At 64.0% G+C, this 16,925-nt stretch carries 14 protein-coding genes; 9 read left to right on the forward strand and 5 right to left on the reverse strand.

Going from position 1 to position 16,925, the window contains the following annotated elements; all coding sequences use genetic code 11:
* Positions 1–46: 46 nt before the first annotated feature.
* From GR328_RS17035 to argE, 6 genes are all read left to right on the forward strand, one after another.
* Positions 47–1,645 carry an ABC transporter substrate-binding protein gene (locus GR328_RS17035; RefSeq protein ID WP_160885827.1) on the forward strand — a complete coding sequence of 533 codons (1,599 nt, stop codon included), beginning with the start codon at positions 47–49 and terminating at the stop codon, positions 1,643–1,645.
* 68 nt (positions 1,646–1,713) lie between these two features.
* The gene (locus GR328_RS17040; protein WP_160885829.1) at positions 1,714–2,691 is read left to right on the forward strand and encodes an ABC transporter permease; all 978 of its coding nucleotides are present in this window, start codon (positions 1,714–1,716) and stop codon (positions 2,689–2,691) included.
* Positions 2,688–3,599, forward strand: coding sequence for an ABC transporter permease (locus GR328_RS17045; protein WP_160885831.1), 912 nt, complete (start codon positions 2,688–2,690; stop codon positions 3,597–3,599). Before GR328_RS17040 ends, GR328_RS17045 begins: the two co-directional genes overlap by 4 nt.
* Positions 3,600–3,603: 4 nt before the next feature.
* On the forward strand, positions 3,604–4,584 hold the full coding sequence (locus GR328_RS17050) for an ABC transporter ATP-binding protein (protein WP_205790081.1): 981 nt from the start codon (positions 3,604–3,606) through the stop codon (positions 4,582–4,584).
* Complete coding sequence (locus GR328_RS17055) at positions 4,581–5,630, forward strand: ABC transporter ATP-binding protein (protein ID WP_160885833.1); 1,050 nt, start codon at positions 4,581–4,583, stop codon at positions 5,628–5,630. Before GR328_RS17050 ends, GR328_RS17055 begins: the two co-directional genes overlap by 4 nt.
* A gap of 34 nt (positions 5,631–5,664) precedes the next feature.
* A complete protein-coding gene (gene argE, locus GR328_RS17060; RefSeq protein WP_205790083.1) occupies positions 5,665–6,831 on the forward strand; it encodes an acetylornithine deacetylase in 1,167 nt (388 codons plus the stop codon).
* A 125-nt stretch (positions 6,832–6,956) separates the two neighbouring features.
* Here the strand turns inward: argE and GR328_RS17065 are convergent, their stop codons facing one another.
* The 4 genes from GR328_RS17065 to hutI all read right to left on the reverse strand — a co-directional run bounded on the left by GR328_RS17065 (position 6,957) and on the right by hutI (position 12,849).
* A complete protein-coding gene (locus GR328_RS17065; protein WP_160885837.1) occupies positions 6,957–8,282 on the reverse strand; it encodes a YjiH family protein in 1,326 nt (441 codons plus the stop codon).
* A gap of 57 nt (positions 8,283–8,339) precedes the next feature.
* Positions 8,340–10,007: a urocanate hydratase gene (gene hutU, locus GR328_RS17070; RefSeq protein ID WP_160885839.1), complete on the reverse strand. Its 1,668-nt coding sequence runs from the start codon at positions 10,005–10,007 to the stop codon at positions 8,340–8,342.
* Between the two features lie 92 nt (positions 10,008–10,099).
* A complete protein-coding gene (gene hutH, locus GR328_RS17075) occupies positions 10,100–11,644 on the reverse strand; it encodes a histidine ammonia-lyase (protein WP_160885841.1) in 1,545 nt (514 codons plus the stop codon).
* Complete coding sequence (gene hutI / locus GR328_RS17080) at positions 11,641–12,849, reverse strand: imidazolonepropionase (protein ID WP_160885843.1); 1,209 nt, start codon at positions 12,847–12,849, stop codon at positions 11,641–11,643. The genes hutH and hutI overlap by 4 nt, the downstream gene beginning before the upstream one ends.
* 175 nt (positions 12,850–13,024) lie before the next feature.
* Between hutI and hutC the strand changes: the two genes are divergently transcribed.
* Together hutC and hutG are read left to right on the forward strand one after the other, a co-directional pair.
* On the forward strand, positions 13,025–13,792 hold the full coding sequence (hutC, locus tag GR328_RS17085; RefSeq protein ID WP_160885845.1) for a histidine utilization transcriptional repressor HutC: 768 nt from the start codon (positions 13,025–13,027) through the stop codon (positions 13,790–13,792).
* 150 nt (positions 13,793–13,942) lie between these two features.
* Positions 13,943–14,845, forward strand: a complete 903-nt coding sequence (gene hutG / locus GR328_RS17090; RefSeq protein ID WP_205790084.1) for a formimidoylglutamase — start codon at positions 13,943–13,945, stop codon at positions 14,843–14,845.
* A gap of 15 nt (positions 14,846–14,860) precedes the next feature.
* Here hutG and GR328_RS17095 read toward each other — a convergent pair whose 3' ends face one another.
* On the reverse strand, positions 14,861–15,358 hold the full coding sequence (locus tag GR328_RS17095) for an Lrp/AsnC family transcriptional regulator (RefSeq protein WP_160885849.1): 498 nt from the start codon (positions 15,356–15,358) through the stop codon (positions 14,861–14,863).
* A 63-nt stretch (positions 15,359–15,421) separates the two neighbouring features.
* On the opposite strand from GR328_RS17095, the gene ehuR reads away from it, so the two are divergent.
* Complete coding sequence (gene ehuR, locus GR328_RS17100; RefSeq protein WP_160885851.1) at positions 15,422–16,882, forward strand: MocR-like ectoine utilization transcription factor EhuR; 1,461 nt, start codon at positions 15,422–15,424, stop codon at positions 16,880–16,882.
* Positions 16,883–16,925: the final 43 nt, after the last annotated feature.

The following is a 16,925-nucleotide window of genomic DNA, read 5'->3' on the forward strand; positions in this document are numbered from 1 at the left end:
CAAAGCTGTCGGTGTTGCGCTTTGAGACATATACCAGAGAGAGGTCATGAAACAGCAGCTATCCGTCCTTGCCGGCATTCTCGCCGCCGTGCTTCTTGGAGGCCAAGCCTCGGCCGCCGAACTGCGCATCGGTACCGCCGCCGAGCCGAGCGCACTCGATCCGCATTATCATAACCTCACGCCGAACAACACCGTTCGCCGGCACATCTTCGAATCTCTGCTGGATCAGGATGCGAAGCAGCGCCTGATCCCGGCTCTCGCGGAATCCTGGAGGACGATTGATGACAGAACCTGGGAGTTCAAGCTCCGCAAGGGTGTGAAATTCCATGACGGGACCGAGTTCACCGCGCAGGACTTCGTTTACACGGTCTGTCGCATTCCGAACGTCGCCAACAGCCCGTCCTCGTTCACGCTCTACACGAAGGGCATCGACTCTATCGAGGTGTCAGATCCCCATACTCTCATCATCAGGACAGCCGCGCCCTACCCGCTGCTGCCCATCGAACTCACCACCTTCGGCATCATCTCGGCGAAGGCCGCCGGCGGCGAGAAGGTCACCTTCGACAAGGCCGGCTGCAAGGCCGATTCCTGGCCTTCGACCCAAGCCTTCAACGACGGCACCCTCGCCATCGGCACCGGCCCGTTCAAGCTCGTGGAATACCGCAAGGGCGAGCGGATCGTGCTCGACAGAAATCCCGACTACTGGGGCGCGAAGCCCGAATGGGACAAAGTGACATTCCGTCCGATCACCAGCGAGGGCCCACGCGTCGCCGCACTCCTTGCCGGTGACGTCGATCTCGTCGACGAGCCCCCGCTGCAGGATCTCGAGCGGCTGCGCAAGGATCCCAAAGTCTCGGTCGTCGAGACCCTGTCGAACCGCATCATCTATCTCGCCCTCGACCAAGCCGAGAAAACGCCGACGATCAAGGGCACCGACGGCAAGAACCCGCTGCGCGACATCCGCGTCCGTCAGGCGATGTCCATGGCAATCGACCGCGAGGCCATCGTCAAGCGCATCATGAACAACACCGCTGAGCCCGCAGCACAGCTCCTGGCGCCCGGCCTGTTCGGCACCAACCCGGACCTGAAGTTCTCCTACGATGCCAAGAAGGCGAAGGAGTTGCTCGCGGAGGCCGGTTATCCCAATGGCTTCGAGCTCACCATTGGCACGCCGAACGACCGCTACATCAACGACGAGAAGATCGCCCAGGCGGTCGCTCAGATGTACAGCCGCATCGGCATCAAAACCCAGGTCGACGCTGCGACGGTGAACGTCTTCTTCTCCCGTCGCAACAAGGGGGAGTTCAGCGTCTATCTTGGCGGCTGGAGCGCCGCTACCGGCGAAGCCTCGTCGCCCCTGAAGTCGCTGGTCGCAACGCGCATCAAGGAAAAGGGCTTCGGGCCGACGAACTACACCGGCTATTCCAACCCGAAACTCGACGATCTTATCACGAAGGCCCTTGCCACCGTCGACGACAAGGAGCGTGAGAAGCTCCTGGCCGAAGCGATGAAGGTCGCGGTCGACGACGTCGCCCTGGTGCCGCTGCACTACGAGGTCACCTCATGGGCGATGCGCAAGGGTCTGAGCTACGAACCGCGCGCCGACCAGTACACTCTCGCCTACGCCGTCCGCTCGGCCAAGTAGAAATACCATCGGCTGGGGGCGGCGCCTGCCGCCCCCGCTCCATTCCTGTCCCTCATGTGGAATTCGAGATGCTGGTTTTCCTGATCCGGCGCATTGCCCAAAGCGCGATCGTGGTCGCCATCATGTCCGTCCTGGTCTTCACTGGCATCTTCGCGATCGGCAACCCCATCGACGTGCTGATCAGCCCTGAGGCCGACGAGGCCGAGCGCGCCGCCGCCATCGCGCGCCTCGGGCTCGACCTGCCCATGCACGAGCAGTTCCTGGCCTTCGCCAAGAACGCGCTCTCCGGCGACCTCGGCACCTCCTTCGTTCACGGGGTCCCGGCGGTGCAGCTCGTCCTTGAACGCTTCCCGGCGACGCTGGAGCTGGCGCTTCTTGCCATGATCATCGCCGTGGCGATCGGTATCCCGCTCGGCATCTGGGCCGGGCTCAGACCCGATTCGAAGGCTGGCAAGATCATCATGGCCGGCTCGATCCTGGGCTTCAGCCTTCCGACCTTCTGGGTCGGCATGCTTCTGATCATGGCCTTTGCGGTCTCCCTCGGCTGGCTGCCAGCGAGCGGCCGCGGCGAGACGGTGGAGGTGTTCGGGATTCCCTTCAGCTTCGTGACGGCCGACGGCCTCAAGCACATGATCCTGCCGGCCCTGAACCTCGCTCTGTTCAAGGTATCCCTGGTGATCCGCCTCGCACGTGCCGGCACCCGTGAGGTCGCCCTGCAGGACTACGTGCGCTTCGCCCGGGCCAAAGGGCTGGCGCCACGCCGAATTGTCGGCGTCCATATCCTCAAGAACATCATGATCCCGGTCGTCACCGTCCTTGGCCTCGAATTCGGCTCCGTGATCGCCTTCTCGGTCGTGACCGAAACGGTCTTCGCCTGGCCCGGCATGGGCAAGCTCCTGATCGACAGCATCCTGCTGCTCGACCGACCCGTGGTGGTGGCTTATCTGCTCGTCACTGTGCTCCTCTTCATCGTCATCAACCTCGTGGTCGACCTGCTTTATTCACTGCTCGATCCGCGCATCCGCCTGGGAGGCGCCAAGGCATGACCGCCGTTAATCCCGCCACCGCCGCACCATCCCGGGTCCAGACGCCGCTCAAGCGCTTCGTCGTCGAGTTCCTCGACAGCCGCGTGGCCGTGCTCGGGCTCGTTGTGCTGGTGCTGATCGTCTCCTCAGCCCTGTTCGCGCCCTGGATCGCCCCGCAGGATCCCTACGATCTCAGCAAGCTCGACATCATGAACGGAATGCTGTCCCCTGGCAGCGCCGACATGGACGGCAATCTCTTCTGGCTCGGCTCCGACGAGCAGGGGCGCGACCTGCTGAGCGCAATCCTCTACGGGCTGCGCACCAGTCTCCTGGTCGGCTTCTCGTCCACCACGGTGGCGCTCGCCATCGGGCTCATGGTCGGCATGATCGCAGCCTATGCGGGCGGCAGTCTCGATGCCGCGATCATGCGGCTGGTTGATATCCAGCTTTCGTTCCCGGCGATCCTCATCGCCCTGATCCTACTGGCGGTGCTCGGCAAGGGTGTCGACAAGGTGATCATCGCGCTCACCGCCATACAATGGGCCTATTACGCCCGCACCGTGCGCAGCGCAGCGCTCGTCGAGCGGCGCAAGGAATACGTGGAGGCCGCCCAGTGCCTCGCGCTGCCGAGGCAGCGCATCGTGTTGCGCCACCTCCTGCCGAACTGCCTACCGCCGCTGATCGTCGTTGCGACCGTGCAAGTCGCCCATGCAATCACCCTTGAGGCGACGCTCTCGTTCCTGGGTGTGGGCGTGCCGGTCACGGAGCCCTCGCTCGGCATGCTGATCGCCTCAGGCTTCGACTATATGCTCAGCGGCGAGTTCTGGGTCAGCCTGTTTCCGGGTCTCGCCCTGCTGGTCACCATCGTCAGCATCAACCTGGTCGGTGACCAGATGCGCGACGTCCTCAACCCGCGCCTGCAGCATTGAGGAGTTGATCGTGACACGACAGGAAGCCGTGCTCGAGGTCGAGGATCTGCGGACCTATTTCTTCACCCGCGGCGGTGTCGCGAAGGCGGTGGACGGCGTGAGCTTCACCCTTCACCGCGGCGAGATTCTCGGGCTCGTGGGTGAATCCGGCTCCGGCAAGTCGGTGACAGGCATGTCGGTCCTGGGCCTCGTCGATCCGCCTGGACGCATCGTCGGGGGCGCGGTGCGCTATCACGGAGAGGATCTGGTGACGGCAGCCGAGAAGCGCCTGCGGCAATTGCGCGGCAGCCGCATCGCCATGATCTTTCAGGACCCGATGATGACGCTGAACCCGGTGCTCAGTGTCGAGACCCAGATGGTCGAGACCGTGCTCGCCCACGATAGGGTCTCGCGCAGCGAGGCGCGCGAGCGCTCCCGCGAAGCCCTGGCCCGCGTCGGTATTCCGTCGCCGGACGAGCGGCTCGCCGCCTATCCGCATCAGTTCTCCGGCGGCATGCGCCAGCGCGTGGCCATCGCCATCGCGCTCCTGCACCGGCCCGATGTGATCATCGCCGACGAGCCGACCACCGCGCTCGACGTGACGATCCAGGCGCAGATCCTGTTCGAGATGCAGAAATTGTGCCGGGAAACCGGCACGGCGCTCGTCTGGATCACGCACGATCTCGCGGTGGTGTCAGGCCTCGCCGACCGAATCGCCGTGATGTATGCCGGCCGCATCGTCGAGATCGGATCCGCAGTCGAAGTCATTGACGGCGCCCGTCATCCTTACACCCATGGCCTCCTCGGCTCGGTGCCGAGCCGCAACAGGCGCGGCGAGCCGCTCGCCCAGATCCCGGGCATGACCCCATCCCTGCTCAATCTGCCGGAAGGCTGCGCATTCCGGCCGCGCTGCCCGCGCGCCACCGATGCCTGCTTTGCCCTGCCGCCCTTGTCGGACGAAGCGCATGGCTGGCGCTGCTTCAACCCGCAAGGGGCCGTCGCATGACTGCAACCACCTCCTCGCGCGCTGCCGTGCCGCTTCCTGCGCCGGGCAGCGCGACGCCAATGCTCGAACTCTCCCACCTGACCAAGCGCTTCACCACCAAGCTCGATTTCGCCGAGCGTCTGGCGAAACGGCTCGGCGCCAAGGTGCAGGAATTCGACGTTCGCGCGGTCGATGACGTGAGCCTGGCCATCGCCCCCGGCGAGGTTGTCGGGCTGGTGGGAGAATCCGGCTGCGGCAAGACGACCCTTGGTCGCATGGTTGCGGGCATCATTCCGCCGAGCTCCGGCGAGCTCATCTATCGCGGCAGGCCCATGGCGGCGCTGCCGCACGACGAGGCTCGGCAGGCCACGCTGAAGATCCAGATGGTCTTCCAGGACCCGATGGCCTCGCTCAACCCGCGGCTGAGGGTGTCCGAGATCATCGGTGAGGCGCCGCGCGTGCACGGCATCGTCTCCCGCAATGAGCAGGCGGACTACGTCGCCTCGATCATGCGCAAGGTGGGCCTCGATCCTGCCTATGCGGCTCGCTTCCCGCACCAGTTCTCCGGAGGCCAGCGCCAGCGCATCGGAATCGCGCGGGCTCTGGCGGTGCAGCCAGATTTTCTCGTCTGCGACGAATCCGTGGCGGCCCTCGACGTCTCGATCCAAGCCCAGATCATCAACCTGTTCATGGAGCTGCGCCGGGATCTGGGCCTGACCTATCTCTTCATCAGCCATGATCTCGGTGTCGTCGAACACATCGCCGACCGCACCGTCATCATGTATCTCGGGCGCGTCGTCGAGGTGGCTCCGAGCGCGGAGCTGTTCACGAAGCCGAACCATCCCTACAGCCGCGCCCTTCTCGACGAAGCGCCCCGGGTCGATACCCGCAAGCGCACCTTCGCGCCGATCAGGGGCGAGATCCCCTCGCCTCTTGATCCGCCTGCAGGCTGTGCTTTCCATCCGCGCTGCCCGCTCGCTCTGCCCCGTTGCAGGAGCGAGCGCCCGTCGCTGCGCGAGATCGCGCCCGGACGGCTTTCCGCCTGCCATCTGAACGATATGCAATGAGCAGACGCTCGCACGTTTGAAAACTGGAGACATGATGCCTACTGACGACCTCGTCAGCCTCGATCTCATCCGTGATCTGGTCCGCTTCGACACCACGAGCCGCAACTCCAACTTGGAGCTGATCGGTTATATCCGCGACTATCTCGCAGGCCTGGGGATCGAGAGCACGCTGATCCTCGACGAGACCGGCCGAAAAGCCAGCCTCTATGCGACTGTCGGGCCGCAGGATCGCGGTGGCATCCTGCTCTCTGGGCATACGGATACGGTGCCGGTCGACGGCCAGGATTGGACGAGCGATCCGTTCACCCTCAGCAGGCGCGGCGACCGGCTCTACGGCCGCGGCACAGCCGACATGAAGAGCTTCGTAGCCATCGCGCTCGCTTTCGCCCCCGCGTTCGCGAAGTCGGATCTGAAGATTCCGATTCACTATGCCTTCTCCTACGACGAGGAAATCGGCTGCCTCGGGGTCCGTCCGCTCATTGCGTATCTGAACACCCTGCCAATACGCCCGCGCATGGCGATCATCGGCGAACCGACCGAGATGCAGGTCATCTGCGCGCACAAGGGCAAGCTCGCGACCCGCTGCCGTGTGGAAGGGAAGTCCTGCCACTCCTCGCTCGCGCCGCGGGGTGTCAATGCGGTCGAGTACGCGGCGGAAGTGGTTGCCTACTTGCGCGGTATGGCACGGCGCATTGCGGCGGAGGGGCCTTTCGATGAGGGCTTCGATATTCCCCACACTACCATTCATACAGGCGTGATCCGCGGCGGCACGGTGCTCAACATCGTGCCCTCGGAATGCGAGTTCGACTTCGAGTTCCGCTATCTTCCCGAGCAGAATCCCGACGCCCTGCTCGCTGAGGTAAAGCGCTTCGCCCACGATGTGCTGGAGCCGCAGATGAAGGCCGTGGCGCCAAATGCGGGCTTCTCCTGGCGGGAGCTGTCCTCGACCCCGGGCCTCGACGTCGCTCCGGAGGATGAAGTGGTGACGATCGCCAAGGCGCTCGCCGGTCAGAACGGCCAGTCCAAGGTCGCCTTCGCCACGGAGGCGAGCCTATTCCAGAAATCGGGGAGCATCCCAGCCGTGGTCTGCGGACCCGGTAACATCGACCAGGCGCACAAGCCTGACGAGTACATCGAGCTGAGCGAAGTGGCCAAGGGCGAGGCTTTCATGCGCGACCTGCTCGACAGAATCACGGCTTGATCCTGCCGTCAGCCTGAGCGCGCATTCTCGGTGCATGACCTCGCGGGACGTTGCGGGCGCCCGCCCGCCGAGATCGTCCAGCCCCGCCTTACAGGCGGGGCTGGAAATCAGGCTACGAACCGGCGCTACCCTATCCAGCCCATGTGGACAGCGAGCCAGGCTACTGGTGCCGTGAGCAGGATGCTCAGGGCCGTGCGAATATACCAGATGACCAGGAGATCGCGGAATCTGAGCGGAATCGAGGTCGCAAGCACGCAGGGGATCGACGCCGAAAGGAACAGCACCTGGCTTACCGAGACAATGGCAGCAGTGAAGCGCGCCGCAATCTCGCCCTCCTTCAGGAGGATCGCCGGCAGGAACATTTCGGCAAGTCCTGAAGCCATCGCCTTTGCGACTGCCATGGGCTCGGCGAACTGCGCGATCCAGGTAAACGGATAGAGAAGCAGGCCGAGGACGTCGAAGAGCGGAGTGTATTTCGCGGCGAGCAATCCGAGGAGGCCGACCGCCATGATGCTGGGCAGGATCATGGCCGCCATGCGCAGTCCATCGACCAAGTTTTCGCGCAGTGTTTCGGGAAGGCTCTTTGCCGCACTGGCCTGGTCGATGCCCGCCGCGACTGCGGCCTGCAACCGGCCTTTCCCCGCGGGCAGGGGCTGTTCGTGCTCCCTGCTGTGATCGAGTCCTGCGAGCGGCCACAGCCGGGCAGTGATCGCCGAGACGGCAAAGGTGATCACCAGGGTCGTCCAGAAGTAAAGATTCCAGGCATTCATCAGCCCGAGCGTCTTTGCGACGATCACCATGAAAGTTGCGGAAACGGTCGAAAAACCTGTGGCGATGATCGCCGCCTCTCGGACATTGTATTTACCCTCCCGGAACACCCGGTCGGTGATCAGCAGAGCCAGCGAATAGCTGCCGACGAAGGAGGCGACCGCATCGATAGCCGACCAGCCGGGTGTGCGCCACACGGGTCGCATGATCGGCTGGACGAGGATGCCGGTGAACTCAAGCAGCCCGTATCCGACAAGGAAGCCGAGGGCAAGCGCGCCGATCGGCACGATGAGGCCTACCGACAGGACTAGCTTGTCAAAGAGGAAGGGCAACATGTCAGGCGCAAACAGCGCGGCTGGACCGAACCCTGAAAGATACATGACCGTCAGGACGACACCGAGCACGCGCAGGATCGAGAAGACGGCTTGCGCCGTGTCCTTGCGCCATGTGCCCTGAACGAAGGGAGCGATCGCGCCGTACAGGATCAGCAGAGAGACGAAGGCGATTGCCGCCGGGCGTGCATAGGTCGAGACCGCCGTCGCAGCATGGTCAAGCGGTATAGTGGATTTGCCGGCAATGGTGACAGGCACGAAAAATACGAAGATGCCGATCAGGCTGTAGATGCAGAGCCTGGCAAGTGCTCCGCTGCGCGAGCCACGCTCGCTGTAAGTGATGTCCGTCATGCGTTTTCCCTCCCACATCAAAGGAATCGGCGGCCGTAAGCGGCCGCCTTGCTGCCGTCAGCCAAAAATCCCCGGCAGGTCGAGGCCGTGCTCCCTGGCGCAATCGAGAGCGATGTCGTACCCGGCGTCGGCGTGGCGCATTACGCCGGTGGCAGGATCGTTCCACAGCACGCGCTCGACGCGCTTGGCGGCTTCAGGTGTGCCGTCGCAGACGATCACCATGCCCGAGTGCTGCGAGAAGCCCATGCCGACGCCGCCGCCGTGGTGCAGCGACACCCAGGTGGCGCCGGAGGCGCAGTTGAGAAGCGCGTTCAGCAGCGGCCAGTCGGACACCGCATCCGAGCCGTCCTTCATGGCCTCCGTCTCACGGTTCGGGCTCGCGACAGAGCCGGAATCGAGGTGATCGCGACCGATCACGATGGGGGCCTTCAGTTCACCCTTTGCAACCATCTCGTTGAAGGCGAGGCCAAGGCGGTGACGGTCGCCGAGGCCGACCCAGCAGATGCGGGCGGGCAGGCCTTGGAACTTGATCCGCTCCTTGGCCATGTCGAGCCAGTTATGCAGGTGCTTGTTCTCAGGCAGCAGTTCCTTTACCTTGGCGTCAGTCCTGTAGATGTCCTCCGGATCACCCGACAGGGCGGCCCAGCGGAAGGGGCCTATGCCACGACAGAAGAGCGGACGGATATAGGCCGGGACGAAGCCGGGGAAGTCGAAGGCATCCGCGATCCCTTCCTCAAGGGCCATCTGACGGATGTTGTTGCCGTAATCGACCGTCGGGATGCCCATTTTATGGAAAGCGAGCATGGCACGGACGTGTTCGGCCATGGACTGTTTGGCCGCCTTCGCGACCACCTTGGGGTCAGCCTCACGTTTGGCTTCCCAATCGCCGATGCTCCAGCCCTTGGGTAGGTAGCCGTTGACGGGATCATGCGCGGATGTCTGGTCGGTGACGCAGTCGGGGCGAACGCCGCGCCTGACCAGTTCGGGGAGGATCTCGGCGGCATTCCCCAGCAGAGCGACGGAGACCGCCTTCTTCTCCTTGCAAGCTCTGTCGATGATCGCGAGGGCGTCATCCAGGTCCTTCGCCTGAACGTCCACATAGCCCGTACGAAGGCGGAACTCGATCCGGCTCGCCTGGCACTCGATGGCAAGGCACGAGGCACCCGCCATGGTGGCGGCGAGCGGCTGCGCGCCGCCCATGCCGCCGAGGCCTGCGGTGAGGATCCAACGGCCCGACAAATCGCCGTTGTAATGCTGGCGGCCCATCTCCACGAAGGTCTCGTAGGTGCCCTGCACGATCCCCTGGCTGCCGATATAGATCCAGGAGCCGGCCGTCATTTGGCCGTACATCATGAGGCCCTTGCGGTCGAGTTCGTTGAAATGCTCCCAGGTAGCCCAGTGCGGCACGAGGTTGGAATTGGCGATCAGAACCCGCGGAGCATCCGCATGCGTGCGAAAGACCCCGACGGGCTTCCCGGACTGCACGAGAAGCGTCTCGTCGGTTTCAAGGTTCTTCAGAGCCGCCACGATACGATCGAAGCTGTTCCAGTCTCGCGCCGCGCGGCCGATGCCGCCGTACACAACGAGCTCGCCCGGCTTCTCTGCGACGTCTGGATCAAGATTGTTCATGAGCATGCGCAGAGGCGCTTCCGTTAGCCAGCTCTTGGCCGACAGTTCGGTGCCGTGAGCAGCGCGGATCACGCGGGAGTTGTCGATACGGGTCATGAATTGGTCCTTACGTCATGGATCGGCGGGGCAATGCCCTTCAGGTTTCGAATGAAGGTAGGCGGCTCCCATTCGGCGTCGTCCTGGTCCGGTTAAACGGCCTCGGTCACGGAGGGCAGGACCTCGCAGCCTACAGCCTCCGCCAGCACCCCCGAGCGCACGAGCGCCGTGGCCGATGCGATGTCGGGAGCGATGTAGCGATCGTCGCCCAAGGTCGGAACGATGTTCCGGAGCGCGGAGCGAGCTGACTCCAGGCGCGGACTCGAGGCGAGTGGGGCGTGGAAGTCGCAGCCCTGGGCCGCGGCCAGCAACTCGATGCCGATGACATTCGCCGTGTTCTCGGACATGACCAGGAGCCGTCGCGCACCGTGGGCTGCCATCGAGACATGATCTTCCTGGTTGGCCGATGTCGGTATGGAATCGACGCTTGCCGGAAATGCCCGTTGCTTGTTCTCGGACACAAGCGCCGCTGCAGTGACCTGCGGAATCATGAAGCCGGAATTCAGGCCGGGCTCCGGAGTGAGGAAAGCGGGCAGGCCCGACAGAGCCGGATCGACCAGCATCGCGATGCGGCGCTCGGCGAGCGAGCCGATCTCGCACAGAGCCATGGCGATCATGTCGGCGGCGAACGCGACGGGCTCAGCATGGAAATTGCCGCCGGACACGACCTCGCCCGTTTCTGGGAAAACCAGCGGATTGTCGGAGACACCGTTGGCCTCGATCGCGAGCGTCGCTCCCGCCTGACGAAGAAGGTCGAGGCAGGCACCCATCACCTGAGGCTGACAGCGCAGGCAGTAAGGATCCTGCACGCGGTCGTCATTGGTGAGGTGAGAAGCCCTGATCTCGCTCGCTGTCATGAGCTCAAGCAGGGCGGCGGCAACTTCGATCTGCCCACGATGGCCACGGACGGCCTGGATTCGTGGATCGAAGGGCTTGTCCGATCCCCGTGCGGCATCCGTGGCGAGGGCGCCAGTGACAAGCCCGGCCTGCAGAAGGCGCTCGGCATGGAACAGCCCCGCCAAGGCCAGAGCCGTCGATGTCTGCGTTCCGTTGAGAAGCGCGAGACCTTCCTTAGGTCCGAGTTCGAGAGGTGCCAGGCCCACGCGTTCGAGCGCTTCATGAGCCGGCACCTGCACCCCGCCGAAGAAAAACGCTCCGAAGCCCATCATGGCAGCGGTCATATGCGCGAGAGGAGCGAGATCGCCCGAGGCGCCGACGGAGCCTTGCGCAGGGATCACAGGAACGAGGCCAGACTTGAGGCAATGGGCGAGATGCTCCACTGTGGAGCAACGCACCCCCGAGGCTCCCTGTGCCAGGCTTGCCAGCTTCAGGGCCATCATCAGGCGCACCACCGGAGCCGGAAGAGGTTCGCCCACTCCAGCAGCGTGAGAAATCACGATGTTGCGCTGAAGCACGATCAGGTCGGCATCGCTGATGCGGACATTCGCCAGCTTTCCGAAGCCCGTATTGATGCCATAGACGCTCTCACCCTTGGCAATGATCGCGTCGACGGCGGCGGCCCCTTGCGCCACTTTGACATCCCATCCCTTCTGAAGCGCGATGGCGGCGCCGAAATAGATGTCGCGCCACTGCGCCAGAGTGGCGGTGCCGGGATTGAGCGTCACGATCTGGTTCATTGTCCTCTCCAGACGCGGGAGTGCAACGGGTTGAAGCCGATCCGGTAGACGAGCTCGGCGGGACGTTCGATGTCCCAGACCGCAAGATCGCACCACTTGCCGGGCTCGAGCGTGCCGATGTCCTGCAAGCGGCCGAGCGCCCGCGCCGCTTCGCGCGTCACGGCTGCGATGCATTCGTCGACGGTGAGCCTGAACAGGGTCGCGCCCATGTTCATCGTCAGCAGCAACGAAGTCAGCGGCGACGTTCCAGGGTTGCAGTCGGTCGCCAGTGCCATCCGGGTGCCGTGAGCCCGAAACAGCTCCACAGGTGGCATCTGCTTCTCGCGAAGCATGTAGAACGCACCGGGAAGGAGAACGGCCACGGTTCCCGAGCGGGCCATGGCGGCGGCGCCCTCTTCATCAGTGTATTCGAGATGATCCGCCGACAGGGCGCCGTGCTCGGCCGCAAGTCTGGCCCCGTGCAGATTGGACAATTGATCCGCGTGCAGCTTGACTGGAAGATTGGCAGACTTGGCGGCCACAAACATCCGTTCAATCTGATCCGGCGTGAACGCTATCCCTTCGCAGAAGCCGTCGACCGCGTCGGCCAAGCCCTCCCGTGCGACAGTCGGCAGGAGCTCGTCACAAATGCGGTCGATGAACCTGTCCTTGTCGCCGTCCGCCTCAGGCGGGAGAGCATGGGCGCCCAAGAACGTGGTCGAGACGGATACAGGACGGACACTCTCCAGTCGCCGCGCGGCCCGAAGCATCCGAAGCTCCGTCTCGAGGTCGAGACCGTAACCGGACTTGACTTCGACCGTGGTGACGCCTTCAGCGAGCAAATGGTCGAGGCGCGGCAAGGCCAAAGCAATCAGCTCCTCCTCGGTAGCGGTACGGGTGGCCCGAACCGTCGAGAGGATGCCGCCTCCGGCACGCGCGATTTCCTCATAACTCGCGCCCGCCAAGCGCATTTCGAACTCATGAGCCCGGTTGCCGCCATAGACCAGATGAGTATGGCAGTCGATCAGACCGGGAGTGATCCAGCGGCCGGTGCAATCGATTGTTCGCACGGCGTCCCAGGGCGAAGGCAGCGCCTCTTGTGGTCCGACATAGGCGATCCGGCCGTCCTTCGCGCCGACCGCTCCCCCCTCGATGATCCCCAAGCCCTCGCGTCCCTCTGCGAGGGTCGCTAGGCGCGCATTCAACCAGACGGTATCGAATAGCATGGTCGGCCTTGGTTGCTCGTGATATGTATAGTCATAAATTGACCATTTTGACTTGTCTATACATTAATTGAAGATCCGATTAGACAATAGTCGCAAGGCGGGAGAAGGAATTGGCGGTACAGAAGCCATGCTTGGGAAAGACCCCGCAGAAATGTCGCTGGACACGAATCAGGACATGACCGAGCTCGAAGGGCGGAACACCGTGCATCTGAACCAGAGAATTCGGAGAGACATCGAGGACAAGATCATGTCCGGCGAGTGGCCGCCTGGGCACCGCCTGCCCTACGAGCACGAATTGATGGCCGAGTATGGCTGCTCGCGCATGACGGTCAGCAAGGTCTTGTCCGGTCTAGCCGTCCAGGGTCTCATCACGCGGCGGCGGCGTGCAGGATCGGTTGTCGCGACTCCTAAGGCCGACCGGGCCGTTCTCCAGATCCAGGACTTTGCGCTCGAGGCGAAGCGGGCAAACAAATCATACCGCCACCAGATCCTGCGCCGCTCTATCGAGCCGATCGACGCGGCCACGGCCGCGCGGATCGGCATGCCCGCCGAGGCGAAGGTGCTCTGCGTGGACACCATGCATCTGGTGGAAGGCGAGCCGGAAGCCTACGAGGAGCGCATTATCAATCTCGTAGCGGTCCCGGATGCGCGCGTGGAAAAGTTCGTCGAGGCTCCTCCCGGAACATGGCTCTTGAACCGCGTGCCCTGGACCGATGCTGAGCATGTGATCAGAGCAGTCAACGCAGACGCCAAGCTGCATAAACTGCTCCAGGTTGCGACAGGCTCGGCCTGTCTCGTACTCGAGCGACGGACTTGGCAGGCCGGGGTCTTCCTTACGGAGGCTCGCATCTCTTATCCTGGCGAACGCCACCGCCTCATTGGGCGCTTCTCTCCGGCCGGGAGCGGGCAGTTTCCGGAGGTGTCCTCCGATGGCACCAGTTAGCGTACAGACGCCGTCTCTCCGGAGTCGGGAGCTGCTACCGAAAGGTCCACCCAGATCGAGGTCTGCTAACCGGGCGCACGCACTATGGTGAACGACAGAAGCGGAATAGAGCCAGCTGGTCTTCCGGGCGATCAGGGAGAGGACGGCTCGGTGACACGTATCAAGGATATCCTTCGTCCATTGGATTTCGCAGCGCAGGGCGGTTCAGCCATTCTCGGCTTCGCCAGCGACGAGGGAGTGCGGCGCAATCATGGCCGGCCGGGTGCAGCCCGAGGCCCTGCCGCGATCCGGAACATGCTGAAGCGCTTTCCTGTCCACCGGCCAGTCAGCCTTTACGAAGCCGGTGATGTCGCATGCACGGAGGGCGACCTGGAAGGCTCCCAGGATCGCCTTGCCGAGCACATCGCAACGCTCCTCGGGCGCGACATTCGGCCTGTGGTCCTCGGCGGCGGGCATGAGATTGCCTATGGCAGCTTTCTCGGCTTGACCAAGCATCTTGGCGACCGGCTCGCCTCGACCAATGTACTCATCGTCAATTTCGACGCTCATTTCGACCTGCGGCGGGCGCCCCGACCGAATTCAGGGACACCGTTCCGGCAGATTGCGGAGCTGTGCGCCGCGCGCGGCGCCGCATTCCGATATCTCTGCTTCGGCATCAGTGAGCTTGCCAATACGTCAGCCCTGTTCGAGCGCGCCGACATCCTCGGCGTCGAGTACCGTCTCGACGAGGAGATGCGCGCATCGGCTCTCGCGGACATACGGGAGATGCTCCAGAAGAGGATGGCAAGCGTCGACAAGATCTATCTCTCGATCGATCTCGACGTGTTGCCGGCGGGAGTGGCGCCTGGGGTATCCGCACCGGCGGCACGCGGCGTTGCTCTTGAGATCATCGAAGACCTCGTCGACGAGATCGTGTCATCGGAGAAACTTGCTCTCGCCGATATCGCGGAACTCAATCCCCTCCTGGATCGGGACGATCAGACGGCGCGCATTGCAGCCCGTCTCGCCTACCGCCTTGCGGTCGGACCACGGAGGGCATGGCGTCACCCATAGACTCCGCAACACTCCTCACATGGGCTGCGTTGCCGATCGGTCCTCGGTCGGCAGCAAGCTCGGGAGCGGATCGGCGGATTTTACATTCTTCGTCACAACATATGTAAAGTATCGCTCGATCCCGAGATCCAGCCTCAGCAGCTTGTCGATCAGTCTCTGATAGGCATCGATGTCTTCGGAGACGATCCGGAGGATGTAATCCACACCGCCGCCGGTCGCGTCGCAAGAGACGATCGCAGGCTCTGCGAGGATTGCGGCCTCAAAGCGCTGGAAATCCGATTGCTGATGGCTCTTGAGCATGATTTCCACCAGAACGGTGGTCCGGCGCGCCAGTTTATCGGTGTTGATACGGGCGGTGTACCCGGTGATCACACCGCTCCTTTCGAGGCGGCTCAGGCGCTCCCAGCACGCTGTGGGAGACAGATTAACCGCTTCTGCCAGCCGAAGCTTGGTCATACGCCCGTCTCTTTGGAGAGCGGCGAGGATTTTCAGATCGATTTTGTCCAGTTTCATGACTATTCCGCAGCTCCAGCACAATGTAATGATTACCCCATCACAATCGGTTGAGACAATCCTATGCGTGAGCTGCCTCGCCTTCCCGCCAATCGGGATGCCCGGATCCAGTCCAAGGACGTTATCGTCGCGGATTGGAATCCAACACTGATCAAACGGAGGGGCATCACCAAGCACAAGCTCCTGACCGAGCGGATCATCGCGGACATCGAGGCTGAGATCCTGCCGGCGCATGCCCGCATGCCCACCCATCGCGACCTTGCGCGCCGGCTTGGGGTTTCGGTGCAGACGGTGAGCCTCAGCTACAAGGAGGCCGAGCGGTCCGGCTACCTCAGGGGCGAGGTCGGCCGGGGCACCTTCGTGCGCAGCCGCGTCACGGAGAAGGCGGACCGCTTCATGCTGGACCGGGACCCCGGCGAGACCGTGGACCTCTCGATCATCCGGGCCGTCTATACGGAGGCGCACGAGGAAGCCTCCCGCACCGTCATGGGAGAGCTCGCCCGGGGCGACAACAGCGCCTTCATGCGCCCGTGCCGGCCGATCGCGGGGCTGGAGCGCCACCGCGCTGCGGCCCAGGGCTGGCTGAGGGAGCTCGGGGTCGGGGCGGCGATGGACCGGGTCCTGATCACGAACGGCGCGGCCCACGGGCTGTTCCTGGCGGTCGCCGCCATCGTCCGTCCGGGCGAGATCGTCCTCACCGAGAGCCTGACCGACCATGGGATCATCGGCCTTTCCAACGTCCTGGGCTTCACCCTGCGGGGCCTTCCGACCGACCGCGAGGGCATCCTGGTCGAGGCCTTCGAGGAGGCCTGCGCCGCAGGCGGCGTGACGGCCCTGGTGCTCGTCCCCTCCCTCGGCAATCCCACGAGCCACGTCATGGGAGCGGAGCGGCGGCGGGCCATCGCGGAAGTGGCGCGCCGCCATGGGGTCTATGTGGTGGAGGACGAGGTCTACAAGCCGCTGCTGGAAGAGCCGCTCCCGTCCTTCACGGAGCTTCTGCCCGATCTCGGCTTCTTCGTGACGAGCTTCACCAAGTCGGTGCTGACGGGTCTGCGCGTCGGCTATCTCGTGGTGCCGCCGCAATACGCGATCCGCGTCGCGAGCATCATGCGGGTGACGAGCTGGAGCGCCACGAACCTGCCCGCCGAGATCGCGACCCGTTGGGTGGAGGACGGCACCGCCCGGAGCCTGGTCGATCTGCAGCGCCGGGAGGTCCGGGCGCGCCAGGCCGTGGTGGCGGACACCCTCGGGGCGCACGTCGCGCAGGCGCATCCCCTGTCCCTCTGCGCCTGGCTGAAGGTGCCGCCCCGGTGGACCGAGGACGGTCTCGTGCGCATGCTGGCCCAGAGGAACATCGCGGCGACCCCGTCCGATCCTTTCAGGGCAGGCCTGGACGGTCCCGGCGGGATCCGCATCTGCATCGGCGGCCGCCTGTCGCACGCGACCCTGGCGCGCGCGCTCCATGCGATCGCGGAAACTTTCGAGCAGCTGCCGCCCGTCTTCGACGCGGGGACCATCGCATAGATTGCCGATGGATTGCCCATAGATCCGCGCACGGATCCTCGCG

The sequence above is a fragment of the Microvirga makkahensis genome, assembly GCF_009830105.1.
Classification (GTDB): Bacteria; Pseudomonadota; Alphaproteobacteria; order Rhizobiales; family Beijerinckiaceae; genus Microvirga; species Microvirga makkahensis.